The sequence below is a fragment of the Paenibacillus agri genome, assembly GCF_013359945.1.
Taxonomy (GTDB): domain Bacteria; phylum Bacillota; class Bacilli; order Paenibacillales; family Paenibacillaceae; genus Paenibacillus_AQ; species Paenibacillus_AQ agri.
Genome location: NZ_JABWCS010000221.1, coordinates 504,760 through 528,543, shown reverse-complemented (window position 1 = coordinate 528,543; position 23,784 = coordinate 504,760). Strand labels below are relative to the sequence as shown.

General features: G+C 44.6%; 22 protein-coding genes. 5 read left to right on the top strand and 17 right to left on the bottom strand.

The annotated features are described in order from the left end of the window. Positions 1 to 148 precede the first annotated feature (148 nt). On the top strand, positions 149 to 1,129 hold the full coding sequence (locus HPT30_RS29180; protein WP_246317514.1) for a MerR family transcriptional regulator: 981 nt from the start codon (positions 149 to 151) through the stop codon (positions 1,127 to 1,129). A 60-nt stretch (positions 1,130 to 1,189) separates the two neighbouring features. Here the strand turns inward: HPT30_RS29180 and HPT30_RS29175 are convergent, their stop codons facing one another. The 8 genes from HPT30_RS29175 to HPT30_RS29140 form a co-directional block, all read right to left on the bottom strand. Beyond that, positions 1,190 to 2,626 carry an alpha/beta hydrolase family protein gene (locus HPT30_RS29175; protein ID WP_175374744.1) on the bottom strand — a complete coding sequence of 479 codons (1,437 nt, stop codon included), beginning with the start codon at positions 2,624 to 2,626 and terminating at the stop codon, positions 1,190 to 1,192. Between the two features lie 96 nt (positions 2,627 to 2,722). Continuing rightward, the gene (locus HPT30_RS29170) at positions 2,723 to 4,159 is read right to left on the bottom strand and encodes an alpha/beta hydrolase family protein (RefSeq protein ID WP_175374743.1); all 1,437 of its coding nucleotides are present in this window, start codon (positions 4,157 to 4,159) and stop codon (positions 2,723 to 2,725) included. 196 nt (positions 4,160 to 4,355) lie between these two features. Next, the gene (locus HPT30_RS29165; RefSeq protein ID WP_175374742.1) at positions 4,356 to 4,973 is read right to left on the bottom strand and encodes a thioredoxin family protein; all 618 of its coding nucleotides are present in this window, start codon (positions 4,971 to 4,973) and stop codon (positions 4,356 to 4,358) included. Positions 4,974 to 5,258: 285 nt separating this feature from the next. Next, positions 5,259 to 6,266, bottom strand: a complete 1,008-nt coding sequence (locus HPT30_RS29160) for a FecCD family ABC transporter permease (protein WP_175374741.1) — start codon at positions 6,264 to 6,266, stop codon at positions 5,259 to 5,261. Further along, positions 6,263 to 7,312, bottom strand: coding sequence for a FecCD family ABC transporter permease (locus tag HPT30_RS29155; RefSeq protein WP_175374740.1), 1,050 nt, complete (start codon positions 7,310 to 7,312; stop codon positions 6,263 to 6,265). The genes HPT30_RS29160 and HPT30_RS29155 overlap by 4 nt, the downstream gene beginning before the upstream one ends. Next, complete coding sequence (locus tag HPT30_RS29150; RefSeq protein WP_175374739.1) at positions 7,299 to 9,263, bottom strand: AraC family transcriptional regulator; 1,965 nt, start codon at positions 9,261 to 9,263, stop codon at positions 7,299 to 7,301. Before HPT30_RS29150 ends, HPT30_RS29155 begins: the two co-directional genes overlap by 14 nt. 267 nt (positions 9,264 to 9,530) lie before the next feature. Next, complete coding sequence (locus tag HPT30_RS29145) at positions 9,531 to 10,187, bottom strand: SDR family NAD(P)-dependent oxidoreductase (RefSeq protein ID WP_175374738.1); 657 nt, start codon at positions 10,185 to 10,187, stop codon at positions 9,531 to 9,533. Between the two features lie 115 nt (positions 10,188 to 10,302). After that, a complete protein-coding gene (locus HPT30_RS29140) occupies positions 10,303 to 11,001 on the bottom strand; it encodes a hypothetical protein (protein WP_175374737.1) in 699 nt (232 codons plus the stop codon). A gap of 259 nt (positions 11,002 to 11,260) precedes the next feature. Between HPT30_RS29140 and HPT30_RS29135 the strand changes: the two genes are divergently transcribed. The 4 genes from HPT30_RS29135 to HPT30_RS29120 all read left to right on the top strand — a co-directional run bounded on the left by HPT30_RS29135 (position 11,261) and on the right by HPT30_RS29120 (position 14,562). Further along, positions 11,261 to 11,818 (top strand): DEAD/DEAH box helicase family protein, encoded by a 558-nt coding sequence (locus HPT30_RS29135; RefSeq protein WP_175374736.1) that lies wholly within the window; start codon positions 11,261 to 11,263, stop codon positions 11,816 to 11,818. A gap of 131 nt (positions 11,819 to 11,949) precedes the next feature. Next, on the top strand, positions 11,950 to 12,750 hold the full coding sequence (locus HPT30_RS29130; protein ID WP_066369925.1) for an ABC transporter permease: 801 nt from the start codon (positions 11,950 to 11,952) through the stop codon (positions 12,748 to 12,750). Positions 12,751 to 12,757: 7 nt separating this feature from the next. Then, a complete protein-coding gene (locus HPT30_RS29125) occupies positions 12,758 to 13,570 on the top strand; it encodes an ABC transporter permease (RefSeq protein ID WP_175374735.1) in 813 nt (270 codons plus the stop codon). Between the two features lie 8 nt (positions 13,571 to 13,578). Next, a complete protein-coding gene (locus HPT30_RS29120; RefSeq protein WP_217622547.1) occupies positions 13,579 to 14,562 on the top strand; it encodes an ABC transporter ATP-binding protein in 984 nt (327 codons plus the stop codon). Positions 14,563 to 14,965: 403 nt separating this feature from the next. Here the strand turns inward: HPT30_RS29120 and HPT30_RS29115 are convergent, their stop codons facing one another. The 9 genes from HPT30_RS29115 to HPT30_RS29075 form a co-directional block, all read right to left on the bottom strand. Then, positions 14,966 to 15,187, bottom strand: coding sequence for a hypothetical protein (locus tag HPT30_RS29115; RefSeq protein WP_175374734.1), 222 nt, complete (start codon positions 15,185 to 15,187; stop codon positions 14,966 to 14,968). A 536-nt stretch (positions 15,188 to 15,723) separates the two neighbouring features. After that, positions 15,724 to 16,638, bottom strand: coding sequence for a phosphotransferase (locus tag HPT30_RS29110; RefSeq protein ID WP_175374733.1), 915 nt, complete (start codon positions 16,636 to 16,638; stop codon positions 15,724 to 15,726). A 614-nt stretch (positions 16,639 to 17,252) separates the two neighbouring features. Further along, positions 17,253 to 18,338, bottom strand: a complete 1,086-nt coding sequence (locus HPT30_RS29105) for an alpha/beta hydrolase family protein (RefSeq protein WP_312876389.1) — start codon at positions 18,336 to 18,338, stop codon at positions 17,253 to 17,255. Continuing rightward, positions 18,311 to 18,940, bottom strand: a complete 630-nt coding sequence (locus tag HPT30_RS29100) for a GNAT family N-acetyltransferase (RefSeq protein ID WP_066369952.1) — start codon at positions 18,938 to 18,940, stop codon at positions 18,311 to 18,313. The genes HPT30_RS29105 and HPT30_RS29100 overlap by 28 nt, the downstream gene beginning before the upstream one ends. Then, complete coding sequence (locus HPT30_RS29095) at positions 18,937 to 19,737, bottom strand: helix-turn-helix domain-containing protein (protein ID WP_175374732.1); 801 nt, start codon at positions 19,735 to 19,737, stop codon at positions 18,937 to 18,939. Before HPT30_RS29095 ends, HPT30_RS29100 begins: the two co-directional genes overlap by 4 nt. A 528-nt stretch (positions 19,738 to 20,265) precedes the next feature. Continuing rightward, entirely contained in the window at positions 20,266 to 21,114 is an 849-nt protein-coding gene (locus tag HPT30_RS29090; protein ID WP_175374731.1) for a sulfurtransferase, read from the bottom strand. A gap of 29 nt (positions 21,115 to 21,143) precedes the next feature. Beyond that, the gene (locus HPT30_RS29085) at positions 21,144 to 21,917 is read right to left on the bottom strand and encodes an ABC transporter ATP-binding protein (protein ID WP_175374730.1); all 774 of its coding nucleotides are present in this window, start codon (positions 21,915 to 21,917) and stop codon (positions 21,144 to 21,146) included. Between the two features lie 18 nt (positions 21,918 to 21,935). Further along, positions 21,936 to 22,964, bottom strand: coding sequence for an ABC transporter substrate-binding protein (locus HPT30_RS29080; RefSeq protein ID WP_175374729.1), 1,029 nt, complete (start codon positions 22,962 to 22,964; stop codon positions 21,936 to 21,938). 32 nt (positions 22,965 to 22,996) lie between these two features. Then, positions 22,997 to 23,779 carry an ABC transporter permease gene (locus tag HPT30_RS29075; protein ID WP_175374728.1) on the bottom strand — a complete coding sequence of 261 codons (783 nt, stop codon included), beginning with the start codon at positions 23,777 to 23,779 and terminating at the stop codon, positions 22,997 to 22,999. Positions 23,780 to 23,784: the final 5 nt, after the last annotated feature.

Genomic DNA, 23,784 nt, shown 5'->3' with positions numbered 1-23,784 from the left:
CACTAGCTAATACACCTTATTATCTCCAAGAGGTGAGATTCGAGTCCTTTTGATGCTATCTTAATGCAGGAAATACGGCTGGAATTCAATAAGCAGTGCGCAGTATAATTGCATTAAACCTTTAGTCATGTTGACAGAAGTTCTAGCATTGGAGGCGCATCATTTGTATTCAGACAGCGATATAGAACTACAAACCTTTTCAATCGGGGAAGTTGCCAAAATGATTGGCTCTAAGGTCAGAACCATCCGATATTACGATGAGATTGGATTGGTTAAGCCCTCCACTCATACGGAGGGAAGGCACCGGTTATATACGATGGAAGATATACGGCGTTTGGAGCTTACTACGACGCTACGCTATTTGGATTTTGGTATTGAAGACATCAGTCAGCTCCTATCCGGGACCTTATCGGTTGACAAAGCACTCGATTGGCAGATTGAATCATTGTCCATTCAGGTTAGCGCGCTTACGAATATGATCTCTATTTTACAACAAGCAAAGCAGCAACAAGGGGATTCATCCATAAATTACATTTACGATCTCGTTCAAGCTAAAGCATCAAATACTGATAAACGCAACCAATTTATTGTCGAGAAAGTGGAATCTTCTGATCTCTTTGATGGAGTTCCTCCAGAATGGCAGGATCCTATGCTGCATTATTTCAATAAATATATTGTGAATCAAGAGAAAACAACAGCGAAACAAATAGCCGCCTGGAATGAGCTGCAAGAAATCTTAAATGATCCTCAATATTTCGAAGATGTGAAAAACACTAACTATACTTTCTTCATTAAAGAACTTCAGCCCCGCTATGATGCAGCTACATGGATCAAGAAACTGGATCATTTTTATCTTCGATTGACCCAAGCGGTGGAGACCAAAAAGCCAGCTGACAGTCCTGAAGTTCAGGCGATCATTAAAGAGTCGTTCTCGCTATACGGCAATGTAGAACAAACCATCTATAACGAGGATTTCCTAAAATCCTATATGAAACATGCCCGGCAGACTCGTACACCTCTTATTGAACGCCTCAACAGGCTATGTTCCATCATGAGTCCGCAAATAAATTTATTCTCAGAAGGGAATCTCGTGTTCTTTCAAAACTTGCAGCGAAAGATGAATTTGTAGCATAACCTATAACAACGAACAGCCCAAAGACTAAGACCTTTGGGCTGTTCATAGTTATAATTAGTCATGTAAAATCGTAAAATCCGGATGCTCTCCAATATTTTGCTCCAATAGCCGGAAAGGCTGATTTTTCAAGTAATGATCGAAGAAGTCCTGTGAATAATCGTTAATTAGGCTGTAAGCCTCTCCAATATTGCGTCCTTGCATCAATTGGAAAAGTGGTGAGAACGAAACAAAATCAGTGAAGCTGATATGCGTCGTCTTATTCAGAATCATCCAGTAGTTACCGCCCTTAGTGATATTAGCGAACCGCGGCAGGACTTCCTTCTTCATATCGATCGGGCTGCCTTCTGTAGTGGAGTTAATATTCTCTACACTGGAATCCGCACTCATCATCATAAACGGCTTGCCAAGCCCTTCTTCCGGAATAAGCCGCTGGCCATATAATACACCGTCCATGTTAATGGCTACCTTGATTCTGGAATCCGCCATCAACACTTGCGTACTTGTCGCTCCCCCATAGGAATGGCCGAACATCCCCACATGATTCATATCCATCCGGCCGGTAAAACGTTGGTCTGGATCATTCGCTGCCAGCTTCTCGACCTCATCCAATACAAACTTGGCATCTTCTACCCATTGTTCATTGGCATTATCGAGATCGGTAATAGACTTTATGTCTTGCATAATTAATGGGGCTACCCGTCCATCCGGGAAAACAGAAGTGGTACTGCTATAGGTATGGTCTATGCCGACCACAATGTAACCATGACTAACCAATTGTTCGACTTGGAAAGTGTTCTGCATTTTATTTCCAGTCAGACCATGCGAAAATAGAAGCACCGGGTAGGACGGTTCCGCATTTGCAATTTCTGCGTTCTCTATGGCATGCGTCTTGACATAACCTATAGATGAAAATAACAGTTTAGGGAAGTTGAACATCTTACTATATCCCTCAGCAAATGCATTGGCATCCGAATGATAGGCCGCAGTCTTCCCTTTTGCTTTGGCGTCAGCAGGATACCAGATTTGTACCATTAGCTCGCGTTTGTCATTTGGATCTGGCGTGAGGACCTCGTCCCGACTATCATCTTTCCAATCATAAGTAACTGTACCGATTTTGTAAGAACCCGTTGGTTTATCAAAGGTGAATACGGGAAGTAATATCGGCAAGGCTACCGCTACAGCTGAATAAATAACAGTCAGTAAGGTCAGCAAGACGAGCTTTACAATGGATCTTTTTCGGGCAGGCTGTTCCCCCGCTTGGCGAGACTTCGATCTCAATCTGACAACGAACAACAATAATGCCACTACCGACAACACATACGCCGGAATCATCGCCCAGCGCATGCCTTCGATGATCCCGTGCAGCAGCATAAGGATGACGGAAATCCCGGATCCAATTAGAAAACTACGCTGTGTCTTGTTCTTGAAAAATAGAATCCAGCCCATCAGCAAAATATTGAAAACAAGCAACACAATTTCAAAAAACCTCATAAGCATTGAACCTCCATGTTGATAGTAAGTTGCTAGCACTAGCTAATATACAGCTTACAATCTCCAGTAGGTGGAGATTCAAGTCTTTTTTTCATATCAGTCTTTTTGAAGCGTGAACGTCGGATGCTCACCGATATTTTGTTCTAGTAGCCGAAGTGGCTTCTTTTTTAAATAATGATCGAAGAAATCCAGCGAATACTCATTAATAAGGCTCTGAGCCTCTCGAATATTACCCTTTTGAAGGAATTGAAACAATGGTGAGAGCAGATAAATATCGGTAAAGCCCATGTGTGTCATGTTCTTTATGGTCATCCAGTAATTACCGCCGTCAGCTATATGATCAAATCGTTCCATGAGCTTCTTCCCAAGATCAGAGAGCTCACTATTATCCGTGCTTTGTAAAGCCTCCAGGCTGCTATCCGCACTCATCATCAGAAACGGCTTGTTCAGTCCTTCTTCCGGAATACGCAGTTTACCATATAACACTCCATCCATATTAATAGCGGCCTTTATTCTAGCATCCTTCATTACCATTTGAACGCTTGTCGCCCCGCCAAAGGAATGGCCAAACATCCCCACATGATTCATATCCATTCGGCCTGTAAAACGATGTTCCGGATCATTCGCCGCCAGCTTCTCCACTTGATCCAGCACAAATTCAGCATCCCCTACCCATTGATCATTCAATTGATCCATGGGGCCCGTGGATGTCATGTCTATCGGTTGATAATACGCCACACGCCCATCCTGGAAAATGGAAGCTGTACTGCTGTAGGTATGATCTATGCCCACTACAATGTAACCATGACTAACTAATAGTTCAATTTGAAAGGTGTTCTGCATTTTAGTTCCGCTCAGGCCATGCGAAAAAATAAGCACCGGATAAGACGACTCCGCATTGGAAATTTCCGCATTTTCTATGGCATGTGTACGGACCTTACCGAAAGCCGTAAACAATAGCTTGGGCATATTAAAAACTTTACTATATCCTTCCGCAAAAATATCAGGCTCAGAATGATAGAATTCGGTTTTTCCTTTCGCTTTTGCATCAGCAGGATACCAGACTTGGACCATTAACTCACGCTTGTCGCTCGTGTCTGGCGTGAGGACTTCGTCCCGCTGATCATCTTTCCAATCATAAGTGACTGTGCCGATTTTGTAAGGGCCTGCCGGCTTGTTAAAGGTGAATATCGGAAACAAGATCGGCAACACTACGGCTACGGATGAATAAATAACGGTCAGTAAGGTCAGCAAGACGAGCTTTACAATGGATCTTTTTCGAGCAGGCTGTTCCCCCGGTAGGCGGGACTTCGACTTCAATCTGACAGCGAAGATCACAAGTGGCAACGCCGTCATGACATAAGCCGGAATCATCGGCCAGCGCATCCCCTCAACGAGCCCATGCACTAACATAATGATGGCGGAAACGCCGAAGCCAATAAGCGGTCCTCGTTGCGATTTGTTCTTGAATAATAGAATCCAGCCAATCAACAAAATATTGAAAACAACAATCAAAACTTCAAATAACCTCATAAGCATTGAACCTCCGTTTATAGTTAAATGCTAGCCGCTAGCTAAAACACAGCTTACATTCTCCAGTGGGTGGAGGTACAAGTCCTTCCTAGGAAAATGATTCGTAAAGACCATTTAACGTTTGTGACTGCACAAAAAAACCGCCAAACTGCGGCGGTATTAATCAGTATGTCAGTATTATTAAAGTAAAAAAGCTTTATTTTACGATGGATTGAATGATGCTGATGATTCCTTGTTTTTCGACATCCTTAGTATCTGCACGCTGTGAAAGCAAATATTTATAATAAGCCTGTTTCACTGCCGGGTCTAATTCAGCAATCGCTTGGTTTCGTCCTTCCAATTCCGGATTCAGGTCCCAAAACTGCGCTCCCCACGTAGGGAACAAGGCTGTAATTTGTTCCGGTCTTTCAATAAAGATGCCCTGCTCTTCTCCCTTATCATTAAAAAACACATACGTAGGAATATGGCTCTTGCCGTCCGGATGCGGGTATAATTCTGCGATATCTAAGTTATCAGGATCACGGTTCAAAATATGCAGCTTCAGCTTGCCGGTTTCCTGCTCAATTTTTGCAAAGAGCGGCAAATTGGACACAACATCGCCGCACCAATCGTGAGCTAGCACCAGTACATCTACAGGTTCAGCCCATGCTGCAAAATAAGCCCGTTCTTCATCGTTTAGCGCAAAGCCTTTAAAATTCGTTTGTAATCTTTCCTGATTCACCTCAGCCTGATCGACGAACTGTTCAAATGTAAGACCCTCTGCAAAAGCCTTTTGCAATCTCTCAGGTGAAATTGCTGTTTGTTGTGTACTCATAAGTATACCCTCCCAATAAATAAAATGCGCATCTGTTTACTTGGTATTATACGTTAAAAAACAGAAACATGAAAGATACGCTATGTACTCTCCCGCGAATGGATGCAATAACATTGTCTCTGCAGCTCTCCAAAACACCGAATTAGGCTCAGTAAGACAAATACAGCCCTGCTACTACTTATTTATGCATTACTAGATTACAGCTCACTGTCATACAGCTTCGTATCTTTTTCGTATGCCAAAAAGTCTTCGAGCATGCTCAAAGACTTTTGACATAATCCATATTCATTTTGACCGCATTAATAGATATAGGAAGTAAGGCACACTCAGCATCGTAACAATAATCCCTGCTGGAATATCCGTCTTAAAGCTGACCGTTCGGGCAATCGTATCCGCTGCAAGCAGCAATATCGCACCAATTAGCGCTGAAGCTGGTAGAAGTACTTTGTAATCGTGACCTACCAGCTTGCGAGCCACATGCGGACTAATCAAGCCAATAAAGAAAATGGAGCCCCCCAGCGCTACACAACCAGAAGCAATGGCAACAGCCGCAATCGACAGCCATAGAAATTTCCGCTTTAAAGCAACTCCTAGTCCTATCGATGTTTCATTGCCTAACACCAAAACATTTAATATTCGTGCATTGGCCACAATGTATATGAATAATAACAGCACCCATGGTAACAACAAACTAATATAGGGCCACTTGTCTCCCCATAAATATCCCGCTTGCCAACGCTGTGCAAACTCATACTTTTGGTCATCCAGCTTTAACGTCAGAAATAACGTTAGTGCACTTAACCCCACATTAATCGCAACGCCAGTCAGAACAAGTCGTGTAGATGAAATCATACGATGTTTTCTATAAGCTAGAACATAAATCAGCGCTGCGGCGAGCAGACCACCCACGAATGCCATAGACGGCAATAAAAATGCTGTAGTGGCACCTTGAATGCCTATAGTCGAGATAATTAATAGCACCATAAGACCTGAACCTGAGCTAATACCAAGCATGCCGGGATCAGCTAGATCATTGCGCAACAGCGCCTGCATAACAGCACCTGCCAGGGCCATCCCAAATCCAACAAGTATCGCTAATACAATTCGCGGAAGACGAAACTTATAAACAACGAGATGATGCTCTTCAGGACCCTGTCCAATCAATACTTGGAATACTTCAAGTGAATTGAGAGACATTTTTCCCATATTAAGACTTAGAATAGCTCCTACAATAAGCAGTATTAAGAGAGATAGAACCCATATTGTCGCCTTATAAGATTTAACAACACTCATTTGACAGCTCTCCTCTCTTTACTCGCAATTAGCAAGAAGAAAGGCACACCGATCATTGCAAAAATAATGCCCAGCGCTGTCTCTGCCGGACGATTAATCAACCTTCCCGCAATATCCGCCACAACCATGAGTACGCCCCCATAAATGGCTGACGCCGGAATAATGTAACGATAATCTACGCCTACAAAAAAACGCATGATATGCGGTACAATCAACCCTACAAAGCCGATTGGTCCTACAAGTGCAACAGATACACCAGCAAGTAAAAGAACTGCAAGCGTAGCTAGCATCTTAACGAAACCGATTCGTTGCCCGAATCCTTTCGCGATCTCTTCTCCCAGGTTTAAAACAGTAATGGAGCGTGAAATGAATAGTGATAAAGCCAGCCCACCCAAGAACCAAGGAATAACTAGTTTTATCTCCATCCAGGTCGCTCCTGCCACACTACCTGATGTCCAATAAGCAAGGGCATAACCAATTCCATAGTTTAATGAGATAAATGATCCTATAGCGCCAAATAGCATAGTAATTGACATTCCAGCTAGCACCAGTCGTTGCGGCGTCATTCCTGAACGATTCAATGAAGAGGCAAGATACGTTAATCCTGCACTAAGCCCTGCGCCAATAAAGCTAACTAGCAGTGTAGTTGTCTGCAGCTGCCCTGGAAGGAAAGCTAGTGTAACAGCCATTGCAAAAGCTGCTCCTGCATTTACTCCCATCAATCCCGAATCAGCCAGCGGATTTCGCGTATAGCCTTGCATAACCGCTCCTGCTACTGCGAGACACATGCCTGCAATAATATCAGCCGCCGTACGCGGAATACGAAGGGCATGAATAATCTGATGTTCAGTCAATTCTGGATCAAAATTAAAAATCGCTGTCCATGCCGTTGTCAGGCTCATGGAAGCAGAACCAAAAGAGATAGAAGCTGCTGCCGAAAGCAGCAGCAGCAGTATCCCTAGGAGTAAAAACAGACCGAAATACGATTTCCGCTCAAGATGAGGTATTACGGTTGTTCTATCATCTAGCTTTCTATTTTTTTTCATACGCTGACACTAGCTTCTCAACTACAAAATCGAGCTGTTTATCAAGAGAGTAAATATCGGAATAATATGAAAAATCAAATCCAATTTCGATCAATCTACCTTCTTTGATAGCTGGAATGCTGTTCCAAATTGGATTATCCGTCAAATCATCAGCCCCATCCCATACAGAACGGAACACGAAGTCTCCTATGTACTCAGGTAATACTTCTAAGGAAACAAACCCTCCAGTAGCTTTCTCTCTTCCATCAATCTTCTTCTGAATAATTTCTGGCGCCTTTAGTCCTAAATATTCATAGATGATCTGAGAGCCCCTTCCGTAAAGCTTGCTATCGATCACCGCCATCTCTTTTTTGCCGCCTTCGATAATGGTTACTGTCTTATCCAAAATTCCCAGTTCATCAAGCTTCTGCTTGCTCTTCTCCACCTTCTCGTGGAAATGATCTAATAGAGCTTGTGCCTCCTGCTCCTTACCAAACACTTCGCCAATCTTCATTACACGTTCATCCGTCGCCATTGTATCTTGAGGAATATAAACGGTCGGTGCTATATCCTTAACCCTATCGTAAGTTTCTTCAGAAGGAACTAAGATCAAATCCGGCTTTAGTGCCATAATAGCCTCTGGATTAGGCTCATACCATGCACCCAGATTTTTAACACCCTCCATCATTTCTGCAAAGGGCGCTCCTTCGAAGACATCCGAAGTACCTACCGGCTTAATGCCAAGTGCAATAAGATCTCCTTGAAGATATAACACGACAACCCGCTCGGGATTAGCCGGCACGACAATATCTCCCTTCAGCGTAGAGATGGTTCTTGTCTGTGCCTTATTGGTATTGTCAGTTGCATTATTAGCTGCTGATGTTGTGACTTCTGAAGCTTTAGATCCATTAGAATTCGCGGCATTCGAACCCACGTTTGCAGATCCACATGCACTTAAAAGCAAGGTAAAGCTCAGTAGCATCACTACAATAAAACTTGATGTCTTTGTTACTCGCATAGGTGAAGACCCTCCGATATTTTTGTGTTGATAATGATTATCATATTCAAACACATTATAGCGGGATGATATGTTCTCGCCAATGGACAATCCGGCGGCGGTAAATGGAGAATTCTCCGATGGGACCATCTGCCTGCTTTCCTTGCGGAATCGGATAGGAGATTGACCATTATATTTACGGAACATACGACTGAAATAATATACGTCGTTATATCCAACTTCTTCTGCAATAGCGCGAAGTGGAGCATCGGTAAATCGTAATAGTTCTTCTGCTTGTTGAAGCCGGAATCGGATCAAATATTCGATCAAGCTGAAGCCCGTCTCTCCCTTAAAGCGCGTAGATAAATGACGCGGGCTGTAATTAAATTGCTCGGCTATAGATTCTAGTGATAAATTGTGACGATAATGCTCCTCGATATAGCGAACAACCTGCCCAATGACGTCCGGTTGCCTGAGATTAATTCCATCCTTTGTAAACTGCTTCATTAATTCATGCACGAACTGATAGAACAAGCCCTTAACTTGGATTCTATCCAATAGACTTCCTTGGGCCCAGAGTTGTTCCATTGCCATTAGTTGATAGTGCAATGGCAATGGCTCCAATAACTCGAAGCCATACTGCATCCGAAATGGATTGCTGCGTTCCAAAAGTCTTGCTAAATCCTTTCTCCCTGGCAACGAAGCTCTATAGAATAAGAGGTAATATTCAAAAATCTCCTCTGGTTCTATGCTGAGTCTCATTCCTTTGCCACCATGCATAATAAAGTAACTGTCTACGTCGTAATCTATGCCGCCCAGATTCATGCTGGCCTTGCCCTTCACAGTATAGATAAATCCACATGCAGGTAATATATAGCCTTGCAACTTGTCCCCAGGCTCCATCACAGTGTGTCGAATGTCCAATACTTTAACAGCAGCATGATTCCATGCGACAATATGATCTTCCAGCTTCATTTTTGCCTTTCACTCCGTTCTGCTCCACATTCTATTTAAGGTTTTTATCTCAAATTATTGATAATCATTATCAATTAGTATTAGGGAGATCCTCTATTTTGTCAATCGTCGTTTAATATCATGTGAACAAGGCCTATGTGAGTCAGTTCGTCAAAAATAGGTGACTGTTCTATGTGAGTCATTGATCAGATAAACAGCAAAAAGCCAGTTCACTCTATATGAGAATGACTGGCTTAAATCCTGATCTATTCTATAAAAGATTAGTTATTACGGCTGCTTAAACAGAATTTCATGTTCCTCGCGCTCGGTATACAACTTCCAATAAGCATCTGCTATGATCGCCGGATCATAATATGTATCAGACTTCACTGTACCAGCAATGGTTACTGTACCGACAAATATACCTTCTGGCTTCAATTCCTCAGCAAGTGTTAGCGCGAAATTGCGCACTGCGGCTTTGCCGATCGATAAAGAAGCATTCTGGGCTGAAGGGAACAGAGATAGTCCGCCTCCGGTAAATAAAATGGTGCCGGATTTCTTGGCAAGTAAATCAGGCAAAACTTGACGTGTGCTTTCCAGCGCTCCGACAACATCCACCTGCAAATGCTGAGTGAGCACCTCGCTTGTCAAGGAAGACGGCTTACCGCCAGCAATAACTGCTGCGTTATAAATTAACAGATCTGGTGAGCCATATTGCTCTTTGATACTTTTGAAGCCAGCTTCAATAGAAGCAGTGCTACCCGCATCCACGATGATATAGTCGGCGGCAATCCCTTCTTCCCGCAATTGCGATGTAAACTCCTCAAGCGCGACTTTATTGCGTGCTGCCAATACAACGTGAAAGCCATTTTGACCAAATTTATGTGCTACATGCAGACTTACCCCTGGTCCTGCACCTACAATTACCGCTAGTTTTTTACTCATGTCCTCAACCTCCTATACGCCATATTATATAATACATATATACTTACTTGGTATTATACAACAGATCTTAATTTTAAAAAAGGATAGGATTATATGGAATGGCGTACTTCGCTCCTCACTGAGACTGAACCAGAATCCGGCGGGTTAATTCTTTCACCCAGTCACTGTTATTCCAAATTTCAGGATTGTGAATAGCCTGATTTTCTCCACGTACAATAGCATCATAACTATCCTTTCCATTGGTATACCAATCCACAATAACTAGCCTTCCATTCAAAACCTGCACAAGAAATTCAGTGGGTTCAGCATAGCTGCCTACATCCTTTTCAACCCGTGCATCTAATTTTAAATAGAAAAAACGCTTATCCCCGCCAACCTGCTCTACTTTGTTAACACTAATATCAATACCAGTCACCAGATTATCTGTAAGGTTGTTCTTCAGGAAAAGCTCATATTGAGAAGTTATCTTGGTGTGCATGTATTGTTTAAGGTTTTCGTTATCAATATAAGCATCCAAATCAATATCCATGCCATTCCAAATCGCTTTATAATATTCAGACAGAGCTTCCGTGCACATTTTATAAGCCGTTTCAAAACCCCAAACAGAGGGATCGCTTTCGTCTTCAGCTAGAAATTCGGAGGACTCTTTCGATAAATCTCCTACCGTGATGGGTGAGACTTCTGTGTTTGTAGCATCCTTCACATTGATATCTCCCGCAATAACAGCAGTGTTATTTTCGTTGGTACTAGTATTAGCCTGGTCGCATGCACTAAGAGTAAATAAAATCACTAGCAACAGGTAAGCACGTTTCATTGCAGTTCCTCCAGTGTGAATATAATCCACCTCCCAATCCTAATATATATAATCTTTATATAATCTAGCAACAATACTAAAGTACTAATCAATTTGTTAAAAGGATAAGATCAGCAAAAGACTAAGCATTTCGGTTTGTTGGTAGCTGTAAACACCAGTAATTGAAACGGAAACCACTACGGGACTCCGTATATTTATATGTTTACATACAGATATGGGGTTGCTATTATATTGAAATATATTCCAAAGAGGTGACCTCATGAAATTTGTTGTAATATTTGGTCCGCAGGCAGTAGGGAAAATGACAGTCGGACATGAGCTTGAAAAGATCACTGAGTTAAAGTTATTCCACAACCATATGACTATTGAATTGTTAGCTCCCTACTTTAACTTTAGTCCTGAAATGTGGACATTAGTAAGTAAGCTTCGGCAAGACATTTTTGAAGCCACTGCTACAAGCGGTATGTATGGAATGATTTTCACTTATGTGTGGGCATTCGATATGCAGGACGACTGGGACTATCTAGATAACGTTTGTAAAATATTCGGAGACAAAGGCGGAGAAGTTTACTTTGTTGAACTTGAAGCCGATCTTGAAGAGAGAATTGAGCGTAACAAAACCCCTCACAGACTTGAACATAAACCCACAAAGAGGGATATTGCTCGCTCTGAACACGATCTGAAACAAACGATGGAGCATCATCGATTGAACTCATTCGAAGGCGAAATAAAGCGGGAAAATTATATCAGGATTAACAACACGAAGCTAAACGCTGATGAAGTTGCCGAAATCATTAAAAACAGATTCGCTCTCTAACATATAGAGTCGTCGATTCAAAATGATTTGGTAAAAAACCCATTAAAGTAAAATTTACCGTGACCAATCTCTCTTTCTCTGATATTGTTTTTTTTGCTATCCTTATTTTTCTAATTATGGAGAGGTTGCAAATGAGAGCTTACGGTTATTTGATGAAAATGCGAATGCTGACTGCACTCGCCTATCGTTTCGATGTGTGGATCGGTATGATCGGCGATATTATTCTGCTTGCAGCGTCAGTATTCATCTGGAAAGCAGCTTACGGTGGTGACATTCTCGGCTCAGGCGCTTCCGTTATCGGACTGAACGGTATGATTACGTATACGGTGGTCTCTACGCTAATGGCTTCAGTATTTAGTACCGGTGTACAGGATACTATCTACCACCAAGTGCGCGATGGCAACATCGCTCTTGATTTCATGCGTCCTTTGAACCTGCTTGCCATCTACTTGTCCGAGGATTTAGGCAACATTGTCAGCTCAGTGATGAATAAAGCCATTCCGCTCGTACTGGTGGCTACCCTGCTATTTGGCTTTCCGATGCCTGATAGTACGATAGCAGCAGTGTTGTTCATTATCAGCTGCATACTCAGTTTTCTGATTCTATGGCTGATGAGTGCCATGGTCGGGCTTGTGGCATTCTGGGTGTCAGAGCTTGGTAATCTCGGAATGGTGAAGGATGCCTTTGTCCGTATACTATCCGGAAGCCTTATTCCGCTATGGTTATTCCCGGAATGGCTCCAGCAAGTATCGGCTTGGTTGCCGTTCCAGTATACCTACCAGCTGCCGCTCAGTGTATACATCGGACTCATGAAGCCAGAGGCAGCATTACGCGGAATGGGCGTACAGTTGATCTGGATTGTTCTGCTCGGTGGTTTGCTCAGCTGGATATGGTCAAGAGCGCGCGGCAAAGTCATGGTGCAAGGAGGATGATACCGTTATGAGTGGCGTCAAACATTATTTCACTGTATTTGGCTACTATGCGAAGCTTGCGATTCAGCGGCAGCTTGAATATCCGTTATTTCTCGTCAGTTGGCTGCTGATGATCCCGACGCAGTATTTTGCCGGTATATGGATGCTTCGTATTATTGTTGACAAGTTCCAGCCCTTAGAAGGGTGGACTTTCAATGATTTGGCGTTCTTATATGGTCTTGGCCTATTAAGCCACGGGCTTGTTGTTGTATTCTTCATTCCCACCTGGGGAACTGAGTCGGCGGTACTTCGCGGAGAATTCGATAGACTTCTGCTGCGTCCGCTGAACGTATTTTTCCAATTCATCACCGGTTACTTTAACTTTATCGGTCTGATCGATCTTATTCCAGGCATCGTCATCTTCTTGTATGCTGCACATGCAGTGGGCTTCAACTGGGGGCTTCTCAGCATTCTTAAGCTTGTCATTACCATTATCGGTGGAGTACTGATTCGTGGAGGCATCTACACGATCGTCGGGGCAGTGGCGTTCTGGACCAAACGCAGCGGCAACCTCATTGGTATGACCATTGCAACATTAGAACGAACAACCATGTATCCTCTCACTCTATACCCTTATGTAGTGCAAGTAGTGCTGACTTTCTTGCTACCTATCGGGTTCATTAGCTTCTACCCGGCAGAGAGCTTTCTCGGCAAAACAGCATCGCTTGAGCTTCCGGTTGATATGACCATCGGAACATTAATTGTGGGGCTTGTTTGTATGGCTGTCGCTTATATGGTTTTTCGCCAAGGATTGCGCAGGTATGAAAGTGCTGGTTCATAGGAGGCTTGATGATGTCGATTATAGAAGTCAAAGATTTAGTTAAAGAATTTGTTGTTGTCCGCAAAAAAACAGGGCTAGCAGGTGCTGTACGCAGTCTAGTTATGCCCGATAAGAAGATAGTAAAAGGTGTAGATGGCCTATCTTTCAATATTGAGCAAGGCGACATTGTAGGATATATCGGCCCTAATGGGGCTGGAAAAAGCACCACGATCAAGATGCTAACGGGCATTCTCCACCCAACCTCGGGTAGCATCCAGGTCTGCGGATTGTCTCCGCAAAAAGAACGCAAAGCGGTCGTACGACAGCTCGGTGTCGTATTCGGCCAGCGTACACAGCTGTACTGGGATCTGCGCCTTGGGGAAACATTCGAGTTGCTAAAACGGATCTATAGAATTGAAGATAAAAAGTTCAAACATACGCTGGACATGTTAAACGATGTACTCCGCATTCAGGATTTCATTGATACACCGGTACGTCAGCTGTCACTTGGACAACGTATGCGCGGCGATTTGGCTGCCTCGATGATCCACGAGCCTTCCGTACTCTTCCTCGATGAGCCAACCATTGGACTTGATGCTGATGCGAAGCATGCGATCAGGCAGTTTATTAAGACAATGAACCGGGAACGTCGCATGACTGTCTTCCTCACAACACACGACTTAGACGATGTCGAGCAATTATGCTCACGCCTTCTTGTCGTCAATCATGGCCACATCGTAGAAGAGGGGCCACTGGACACGATCGTTAATAAGCTCGCCCCGAGCCGCCTGCTTGTTATTGAATTGTCAGAGGAATCCCAGGCACCGGAACATTTGCGGGCACAGCTTGTCCGGCAGGAAGGGCTAAAGCTCTGGTATCAGTTTGACAAGGCGGGAATTACGGCAGCTGAACTAATCGCCGACCTTTCAGGCAAGCTGCCAATTCGAGACCTTAGCGTTCAAGAGCCGGACATTGAGGACGCAATCCGTGAAGTATATCGGACAACGGGGTAAGATGCGGCTAGAAGCAGCATATGGTACCTCTAATAAAATTCAAAAACACCTTCAAGAACCCACTGATCTAGTCAGGGACTTGAAGGTGTTTTTGTTACAAACTGGCCTTAGATTCATTTGGTGCGCGCCGATCATTTAACATTTTTAATGTTCATCAAACCCTGTTCTTTCTCTTTACTTAGATCTTGAATATTCATTCCAATTCCATTATCGTTAACACGCAACACCACCCGATCCTCAGTGCTCACAACGCAAAATTTGAAACTTCCCTCTTAATCGAACGATCGTCCAAATGTTTCGGTGCGACCCTCTATATAGATAAAAAAGCCGAGCGAAGATCAGGACAAACCTGAATTTCGTCGACTTTCCTAGAATAAAACGGCAATAGCATTACAGAGATAAACTACTGTTGGGATGGCTTCATTTTTCTGTGCATCCACAATCCAACAATAATGAACGCTACTCTTGAAATATAATACAAAGCTCTGCTATCTTCACCCGTCTTTGGAAGCATGCTTAATTGGGGTCCTTTATTCTGCTCCGGCGCAGATGGCGATATGCCTTCATTCTGCTCCGGCGTAGTTGGCGTTGTGCCTCCATCCAGTAGCTTCAAGACTCTCTTCAACACCTCCCAGCACCACGTAAAAAAGTACATCGCCACATATGCGATGTACTTCTAGCCACAACCTGTATATCTGCTTACACCTTCTCTTCTTCTCCTACTGCCATCCCTCATAACTAATCCAATGACTTCAGCTCTTTATCCCCCACGAACCTCTATACTCCCATGGTTCCGAAACTAAAAATGGTGATTACGATCAGCGCGGCGGGAATGTCTCGGAGGATATGCCATTGCCCAAGTGCAACAACCTCCCTTGGCGACCTTGGGAGGACTTGTAGAGCAAGAAGCCCGTGGAGGACGGGGGCTGTTTGCAAGTTGTTGGATGGTCGTTGTCAGATTATTGGCATGTTGTTGGCAAATCGGCACACACTAAACTATCGTGTCCCGTTAGCGCAACGACTTACTCTGTTGAATTTCGTGATTTCGTGTTCCTCAACATAAAGCGGCATCAGAGAAGGCGGATCGTACCTTATCACGGCCTCTAAACGACAAAATGGTGCCGATAGCCATAGCCCCATAGCCGCAACGGAATAATTAGCCTAATCCGACAGTGCCCGCATGATGTTGGATTTCGCCTCTGCCGCAATCGCTTCATTCCCGTCGTCGACCGCTTGCATTAAGATTAGTATGGGGATGTATACCGCGATCAGCCGCGCCAGCAGCTTCGTTTCCTCGTCCGCTCCTCCGTACGTTTCGAAAAACACGCCGCGAGCGTAAGGTGGTAAAAAGCTATAAGCAACGCTCAAATCGCAAGCTGGATGGCCTACGCTCAGATCGCCCCAATCAATGATGCCGGAAACGATCCCGTTCTCATTCACAAGCATATTTTTGAAATGAAGATCGCCATGTAGCAGTGCATTCACCGCCTCGACACGGTCCTTTTGCAGTCTGCTAATATACGCTTCGATCACACCGGACTCCTCCGGCGACAAGTGTTTAACCAGCTTCGATAGAAAGCCCTTCAATTTCACTTTGCGCGATGCTATGTCCGTCAAGTTTCGATGATCTTGCTGAACTCCGCACTTCAGCGCCGCCTGCACCGGAAACTCATGCAATCTCCGCAAAAATTTCGCCAGCGTCTCTGCCGATAAAGCCCGGCGTTCTTCCGTCAAACCGATTGGGAAATCTCCTGGCACGTAGGCATAGCCAAGAAATGGTGCCGGGTATTCGTCACTTGCTTCGCCATATAACAACGGTTTAGGATAGGGGATGGTCATATATGCCTCCAGCTGCGGGAGCAGCTTCCCTTCCATACGAATCGAGCCAACTGCAATCGTTCTTCTTGGAAACCGGAACACGTACTCGTCACCGATGAGAAAAACCGTATTGTCCCAGCCCCAGCCCAATCGCTTCACTTGCTTCGATGACAGCTGAGGGAATTGTCTGCCGATCAGCGTCCGCGCCTGCTCTTCGTTAACCTCCCACTCCGCATCCCATACATTCGTTCCTCCCATGAATTGTCTGCCTCCTCGTTCCTTACGTTATTTAGATGTTTACATTCCCTGGAAGTTACGCATAACTGCCAGTTAGCGTAACGGCCTTTCTTTAAATACTACGCATATGCCTTGTCCGCTTAGGTTTTCATAATTTACAATCATTATAAATGAAGAGGATTAATGCTGCCATAGCTTCGGCCGATGCTACCGAACCGGGAGATACCCGGAACGTCAAGGAAAACCAAGCGAATTGCTCCCAAGGTGATTGTACACTTGCTCCGCACGAAAGGTTGCACCACGCCTGTTCACGAAGGAGCAGAAGCAAAGCCGATGAGAGTTCAACAACAACCTGTCCCCACTGTCTCACTGTGGCTGGCTCCGGGGTTCCTGTAACTACTTTCGTCAGATTCTTGTTTGCAAGCTGTTTACAGAAAAGCCCAAAGAGGGCCACAACAGGTCACTTGCTCCTAACCTGTCGCAGCCCCCAAACCCGCGCCCAACGCGGACTTTCGGCTCTTACTCTTCCCCTGTCGCCACCGGATTCTCGCTATACGAAATCCAATCACTCCAGCTGCCCGCATACATTTTCGCATAGAATATACCTTAACACAGAGAATTTCAATTTATTTTATCTACTGTATCTCTTGGTTAGCATAAACATTTTGTAGGAAATCTGTGATTTCATCCATGTAGCCCTTCTTGGTAATATCCCTTGGCGCAAATAAGCTGATCAACAACGTACGTAGCGGCGAGTCGGCTGTCTTGGTAGGAAGCATGGAGTGCTCTGTATCGGGCAACACTTTGACGCGCAATAATTCGTACGGTCGTACACTTTCCAGATATACCTTCTCCGTTTCCTTCACATCTATATTAACATCATGATCACCAAGCATAAGCAGTACTGGGGAGTTAAAATTTGCAATATCTTCTGTTGCATCCGCTGTATAGTTCTGACTAACAAACGTCCAGCGTTCTCTGGACATGGCATCTTTCTTACCTACAAAGCTCACGTATTCATTATATGAGACGCCTGATTTTAGGAGTTCTTTGACTTTGTTATCTACTTTCACCTGCTGCTCTATCTCATCTGAGGATCGTCCTTCCTTTGCCATTTGACTGCGTGTATTGTATTCACCCTGCCTCAACCAGTTGATTGCAGGAGATACAAGAATGCTGAAAGCAAGTGACTCTTTATCTGCCAGTTTGGGGACAACCCATCCTGCCTGACTTGCTCCCCATATGCCAATACGAGATGTATCGATTATTGGTTGCTGTCTTGCCCAGACCAAAGCCTGCTGTGCTTCTTGCACTCGATCATCAATACTCTGATCTAGCCAGTTGCCTTCTGAACCTCCGATGCCTCGCTTGTCCAATGAGAGTGATGCATAGCCAAGTGAGGCAAGACGCTCCCAAAGCGGTTTATATCCATCATTATGGGTAGCATCAATTGGACCATCTCCGTGAATGAACAACACTAGACCAACCTTGTCTTTATATGTCTTAGGTAGCGTGAGAATACCCGTCAACTTACCTTGTGGTGACTCGATTACCACCGTTTTTTCATCCATAGCAAAGGTATTTTGGTGCAAAACATACGCACCTGTACCTCCCAAAAAAAGTAGGATGATTAATAGAATTATTCCCCATTTCTTTTTCATGCTTCTATTAAATTCCTTTTCTAATAATAGTCTTAGCCCTCGTAAATCATGTAACTCCATTTTTTTTCGCCAATCAACCATGCTAAAAGTGTGCTATTCTGAATTTCCAACGTCCTAAATCCCATTCGTTCATATAAGCGTTTGGCTCCTACGTTGCTATTAGAAACATGCAGACTTACAAATTGGTTTCCTGGCTGCAACGCTGCTTCTCCAATCGCCCACTCCAACATGGTTTTGCCCACACCAGATCCCTGGAACCTTTCATGAACAACTAGATCAGAAATGTACACTTCACCACGTCTTGGACGATGATTCAAGCATATTAATCGTACAGAAAATCCAAGCGCATTTCCCAAACCAACTTCTTTAATTCCTTTCCAGAAAGATAACAGCTCTGTGATCGTCATATTTGGATGTTGGTTTCTAACTTGTTCCTGAAATTTTATAGAGAAGCTGCCAATTACAGAAGATTCCTGTACAGCAACAAAACGTTTGCCTTTGCCTGGTTGTTTATCCAACACAAGCATTTTTCCCAATAGCAACTGCAGTTTCATGTCATTTATCTTCGTACCAAACTGAAATTTGCTACGAAATCCTTGTATAAGCAATTGGCTCACTGGAACGCCATACTCCTCTTTCATACACTCAATATGAATGTTCATCGTTTCTTCTCCTGTTTAATAGCTACTTCGGAACTACGATCAACACACGCAAGCAACTCATAATGTATACTTTCCTGAGCAAATAGAGACAGATACGATTTCTCCACAAGAATTTTTGGACCTGTTAGAATAAAGGAAGATTTATCGGCAAAGGTTTGAAATAACTCGAAGTGTCTCTCCAGGTCTGCCTCACTCTGAATGGAGAACATAAAAGACAAATATTCTCCTCCTGGCAAAATGATATTTCCTTCCACACCATTCACTTCCGTACAAATTGTTACTCGAGATTCCTCCTCATACACGTAATGGATATCCGCTTCAAACAACTCTGTCAGCACATTATCCTGTTGGACGAACATACGTGCATCAAGTTCCGCTTCAAACTCAGTTTCGAACCATGACGATAGAACTAATGCCTCACGTTGAATGATTTTAATAGAAGAAGTATCATGTCCAAAGCGTTTGTGCTCATCCAACACTTTGTGAATAAGGCCATTTAATGCTTGCAATTGGTCCATTTGAGACTCTATTCTAGAGACAGATTGTAGAAGCAAATCCTGCATTTCGTCTGGAGTCCCATCTTCACTCCAAGTTGCAATCGCTTGTACAGACAACCCCAGCTTTCGCAGGAGTAATATATGTGCCAGTCGATAAATCTGGTCAATACCGTACATACGATATTTATTTTCATCTAAGTAGGCAGGATACAATACGCCTTTTTCCTCAAAATAACGAATTTGATGAACAGACACGTTCATCAGTTTTGCTAACTCGCTGATGGTGAGTTCTTTTTTCATCCAGATAACCTCCTTCTAAATAATCATTGTTATATAAAGAAGCATACACCTTAGGTTTGACCTAAGGTCAAGTCAATATTAGTAACTATCGCCTCACATCTTGAAAAGAATTGCTAACGATAACATGTATAATTGTAATTGTAATCAGAAGGTGATATCTCAGAAACTCAATATTTACTAGCAGACAACATCTAATCTCAACAAAGCTTTGTTTACTCGTTGTTGACCATCCCGGATACTTGTTGATTTTTAAAAAAGCCATATGAATGCACCAAGGCAATGCATCGCTTCAGCTACCGTTCTTAGAGGACGTTGTATTTATGCTTAGGTAAGCGAGATAAATTGAATATATCGTGTAGTTTAGACATGACTATGCCACGGTAGCACTTCGGGACTTGAAGAAAATGTTTTCAAGAAGCAAGCGTTGACTTTCTGTGGATTTCGACACATCCCTGCAAAACGCGAAAAAGTACATCGCCACTTGAACGATGTACTCTTGATCATATCCTGTATATCTATTTAAGACTCTTACTCTTCCCCTGTCGCAATCGGATTCTCGTCATAAGAAATCCAATCACTCCAGCTGCCCGCATACAGCTTCACATTCTCATAACCCGCCTCGTGCAGTGCCAGCACGTTCGGAGTTGCCGAGATTCCAGAACCGCAATAGACGATGATCTCTTCTTCCTTCGGTAGATTGACAAACCGCTGGCGAAGCTGCTCTGGCGACTTCCAGAAGCCGTCACCTTGAAGCGCGTCCTTCCAGAAGTAATTCGTCGCTCCCGGAATATGGCCCGAGATTGGATCGAACGGTGCCTCAAGCCCTGCGTATTGCGCTGCATCACGCGAGTCAACAAGTCTGGCGCCGCTTTGGCTAGCGGACACCCCACGCACCTCTTCTACGCCGACAAGCCAATCGGCTTGCGGTGCCGGTACGAATTCGCGCGGTTCTGTGACGATTACCTGTTCCGCTGAAACAGCTTCACCCGCGGCTGTCCAAGCAGAATAGCCACCATCCAGTACCTGTGCTTGTTCCGCGCCCAAGTAGCGAAGCACCCACCATAGCCTTGAAGCGGCCGGTCCATTGCCGTCTTCATACGCGACAACAGCCGCATCACGATCGATGCCAAGCGACCCGAACAATGTTACAAGTCGCTCTGGCGAAGGAAGCGGGCTGCGTCCTCCATGCTTTTCGGCTGGATCGGTCAGATCGGCCTTGAAGTCGATAAACAACGCTCCAGGAATATGTCCCTTGGCGTAGGCGTCAAGACCATACTCCGACTCCTTCGGATTAAATCGCACATCCAGCAGCACGATTCGCTCTCCATTTTCCAGTCTAGCTTTCAATTGCTCCACGCTTACTAGGTTAGATGACATAATTTCGCACACTCCTCTGCATTGATTTCTCAAATGGTAAATTCAAGATTGTCCGAAGACTTCACTTCATGAATAGCCGCATAGATATCATTCTGAATTTTCAGTAGCTCAATGTCGTCTCTCTTACGCGGACGATGCTTCGGCACTTGAAAGATCTGATTGATCCGCCCCGGTCTTGGTGATAGCAGCACCACCCTGTCCCCCAGGAACACTGCCTCTGAAACGTCATGGGTGACGAACACGACCGTCTTCTTTTCCGCTTCCCAGATGTTTAACAGATCGTCCTGCAGTTGCAGCCTCGTCAGATGGTCGACCGCGCCAAAGGGCTCATCCATTAGAAGTACCTCAGGATTGTTCGCCAGCGCCCGGGCAATACCCGCCCTCTGTTTCATACCACCTGACAGATGATGGGGATACTTATGCTCAAACCCCGACAGCCCAACCAGATCGAGATACCGCTGGACTGCCTCTCTACGCTCACTCTTGGCAACCCCTCGGAATTCAAGCCCCAGTTCGACGTTCTTATACACCGTTCTCCATGGATATAATGATGGATCTTGAAAAACAACACCACGTTCAATCCCCGGTCCCTTAAGCTTCTTCCCCCCGAACCATACCTCTCCCGAAGTAGGCAACTGGAGTCCGGCCAGAATTTCAAGAAGCGTGCTCTTACCGCAACCGCTTGGACCAAGAATACTGAGAAACTCCCCGTCTTCGATCGTCAGATTAATATCCGAGAGCGTCTCCGTCGGAGTCGCCCCCCCGTATACCATAGATACACCACGGATGGAGAACCCCTCCATACGATCACCTCTCTCTATTTATTTTTTCGGAATAAATCTTAGATCCAGCAAATTCTTGACATCATAAATTTTATCCTGAAAGCCAAGCTCGACTTGGATCTCCTGAGTATCCTGCAGCGCCTGCAAATCTACGTCCGGGTTGTTCTCCCAGAGCACGTCCTCGCGTGCGAACGCCTTATCAGCTACAGCCGCATCTACCTTCACATTTTCGAGGAAGTATTTCTTGTACTCATCCAGATGGCTCTTCGCATATTCCTGGGACTTAAAGTATCCACTCAGCAGCTTCTCTACGAGATCGGGATGTTCTTTGATAAAATTGTCACGTGAGACTAGCACGCCAGTATGGAAGGTCGGCAGATAATCCCAACCTTTGGCAAGTATTTTGCCTGTTCCCTCACTCTCCGCAAGAGAAGCGAATGGCTCATGAATGATAGTCGCATCCACTTGTCCTGAAGTCAGGCTCGCATATGCCGCATCATTTACGCCGTTGGCCAGATACGTAACGTCGTTCTTGCTTAAGCCGTGTTTTTTTAGAATCGTTTGGGTGTATACGTCAAGACCGCTACCGAGTGCTGCTGCTCCGACCTTCTTGCCCTTCAAATCCTCGATGCTCTCAATTCCCGGCTTTGCAACCAGATAGAACGGTCCCTTTGTACGGAACATCGACGAAACGATCTTGAGCGGTGCTCCCTTGCCAGCAGCCACAATAACGTTCGTCGTCGCGCTGTCGGCGATATCAACATCATTGCTTGTTAGAGCCTCAATCGGATTCTGTGTAGAGATCAGTTCAACATCCAGCCCTTCATCCTTGAAAAATCCCTTCTCGATTCCGAACCGTACGGCTAAGCCGCTCACTCCGTTAAATGGTGCGTATTTAATCTTCTGAAGTTCCGCTGAAGGGTTATCCGACGCTGAATTTGCCGATGTTGGTTCACTCGAAGCTTCAGGAGCAGCTCCTTGCGAATTATTGCTGCTGCCGCAGCCTGCAACAACGAGTGCAAGCGTAAGCGTCAGAATCCCAGTTCCTATCCATTTTCTCTTTACCATGGTTTCTTTCTCCTCCTATAATTAAAGCTTCTTTATGATGATTTCCATTTAAGCACAATCCGCTTTTCCAGCAGATCGATCACAGCAATAATAAGCACGGAGATCACCGTCACGATCGTTATAATCGCAAAAGCCTTTGCCGTATCATACAGAGACGTCGCTTGCACCAGCAAATTTCCGAGTCCGTCCTTCGATGCCACCATCTCACCGAACAAGGCCCCGACAAGCCCCGTTGCCGCCGATACCCGCAGGGAGACGAAGATGGTTGGTGCTGCTGACGGAAGAATGACCTTCATAACCGTCTGCAGCTTGGAAGCCTCGAACACTCTGGCAACCTTGAGATGAGCTTCTGCGGTCTGCTTGATTCCAGTAATGGTATTGAACGCAATCGTGAAAAAGCAGAAGAGAAATACAATTGCGACTTTGTGCGATAACCCAATGCCGAGCCAAAGCATCAGCAGCGGAATAATCGTTACCTTCGGGATGGCAAGAAGCGCCGAGAGGAACGGCCGGAAAAACACTTCCGCGTGCGGGATAAGTACGAGAAGCAGTCCCGTTGCGACTCCAGCGAACGCACTAAGCAGATAGCCCGCAGCGAATTCCTTAAGCGTAACAGCTAAATGATGAAAGATTTCACCATTCGAAAACAGTTTGTAGATCTCTTCGATCACTTGTGTTGGTTTCGACAGATACAGACTGCCGACAATTTCCGCCCGTACGAGGTATTCAATAATGCCCAGACAAGCGATCAAGAGCACTATTTGTCCAATTAAAATACGCCATCTATAGCGATTCCTATGATTCTGGTTGCTCATATCAT

Bases quoted from the DNA above. Each gene is read 5' to 3' on its own strand.
- HPT30_RS29175 (WP_175374744.1), bottom strand. From the start codon at position 2,626: ATGAGGTTTTTTGAAATTGTGTTGCTTGTTTTCAATATTTTGCTGATG.
- HPT30_RS29170 (WP_175374743.1), bottom strand. From the start codon at position 4,159: ATGAGGTTATTTGAAGTTTTGATTGTTGTTTTCAATATTTTGTTGATT.
- HPT30_RS29165 (WP_175374742.1), bottom strand. From the start codon at position 4,973: ATGAGTACACAACAAACAGCAATTTCACCTGAGAGATTGCAAAAGGCT.
- HPT30_RS29160 (WP_175374741.1), bottom strand. From the start codon at position 6,266: ATGAGTGTTGTTAAATCTTATAAGGCGACAATATGGGTTCTATCTCTC.
- HPT30_RS29155 (WP_175374740.1), bottom strand. From the start codon at position 7,312: ATGAAAAAAAATAGAAAGCTAGATGATAGAACAACCGTAATACCTCAT.
- HPT30_RS29150 (WP_175374739.1), bottom strand. From the start codon at position 9,263: ATGAAGCTGGAAGATCATATTGTCGCATGGAATCATGCTGCTGTTAAA.
- HPT30_RS29145 (WP_175374738.1), bottom strand. From the start codon at position 10,187: ATGAGTAAAAAACTAGCGGTAATTGTAGGTGCAGGACCAGGGGTAAGT.
- HPT30_RS29140 (WP_175374737.1), bottom strand. From the start codon at position 11,001: ATGAAACGTGCTTACCTGTTGCTAGTGATTTTATTTACTCTTAGTGCA.
- HPT30_RS29135 (WP_175374736.1), top strand. From the start codon at position 11,261: ATGAAATTTGTTGTAATATTTGGTCCGCAGGCAGTAGGGAAAATGACA.
- HPT30_RS29130 (WP_066369925.1), top strand. From the start codon at position 11,950: ATGAGAGCTTACGGTTATTTGATGAAAATGCGAATGCTGACTGCACTC.
- HPT30_RS29125 (WP_175374735.1), top strand. From the start codon at position 12,758: ATGAGTGGCGTCAAACATTATTTCACTGTATTTGGCTACTATGCGAAG.
- HPT30_RS29120 (WP_217622547.1), top strand. From the start codon at position 13,579: ATGATGTCGATTATAGAAGTCAAAGATTTAGTTAAAGAATTTGTTGTT.
- HPT30_RS29110 (WP_175374733.1), bottom strand. From the start codon at position 16,638: ATGGGAGGAACGAATGTATGGGATGCGGAGTGGGAGGTTAACGAAGAG.
- HPT30_RS29105 (WP_312876389.1), bottom strand. From the start codon at position 18,338: ATGGAGTTACATGATTTACGAGGGCTAAGACTATTATTAGAAAAGGAA.
- HPT30_RS29100 (WP_066369952.1), bottom strand. From the start codon at position 18,940: ATGAACATTCATATTGAGTGTATGAAAGAGGAGTATGGCGTTCCAGTG.
- HPT30_RS29095 (WP_175374732.1), bottom strand. From the start codon at position 19,737: ATGAAAAAAGAACTCACCATCAGCGAGTTAGCAAAACTGATGAACGTG.
- HPT30_RS29090 (WP_175374731.1), bottom strand. From the start codon at position 21,114: ATGTCATCTAACCTAGTAAGCGTGGAGCAATTGAAAGCTAGACTGGAA.
- HPT30_RS29085 (WP_175374730.1), bottom strand. From the start codon at position 21,917: ATGGAGGGGTTCTCCATCCGTGGTGTATCTATGGTATACGGGGGGGCG.
- HPT30_RS29080 (WP_175374729.1), bottom strand. From the start codon at position 22,964: ATGGTAAAGAGAAAATGGATAGGAACTGGGATTCTGACGCTTACGCTT.
- HPT30_RS29075 (WP_175374728.1), bottom strand. From the start codon at position 23,779: ATGAGCAACCAGAATCATAGGAATCGCTATAGATGGCGTATTTTAATT.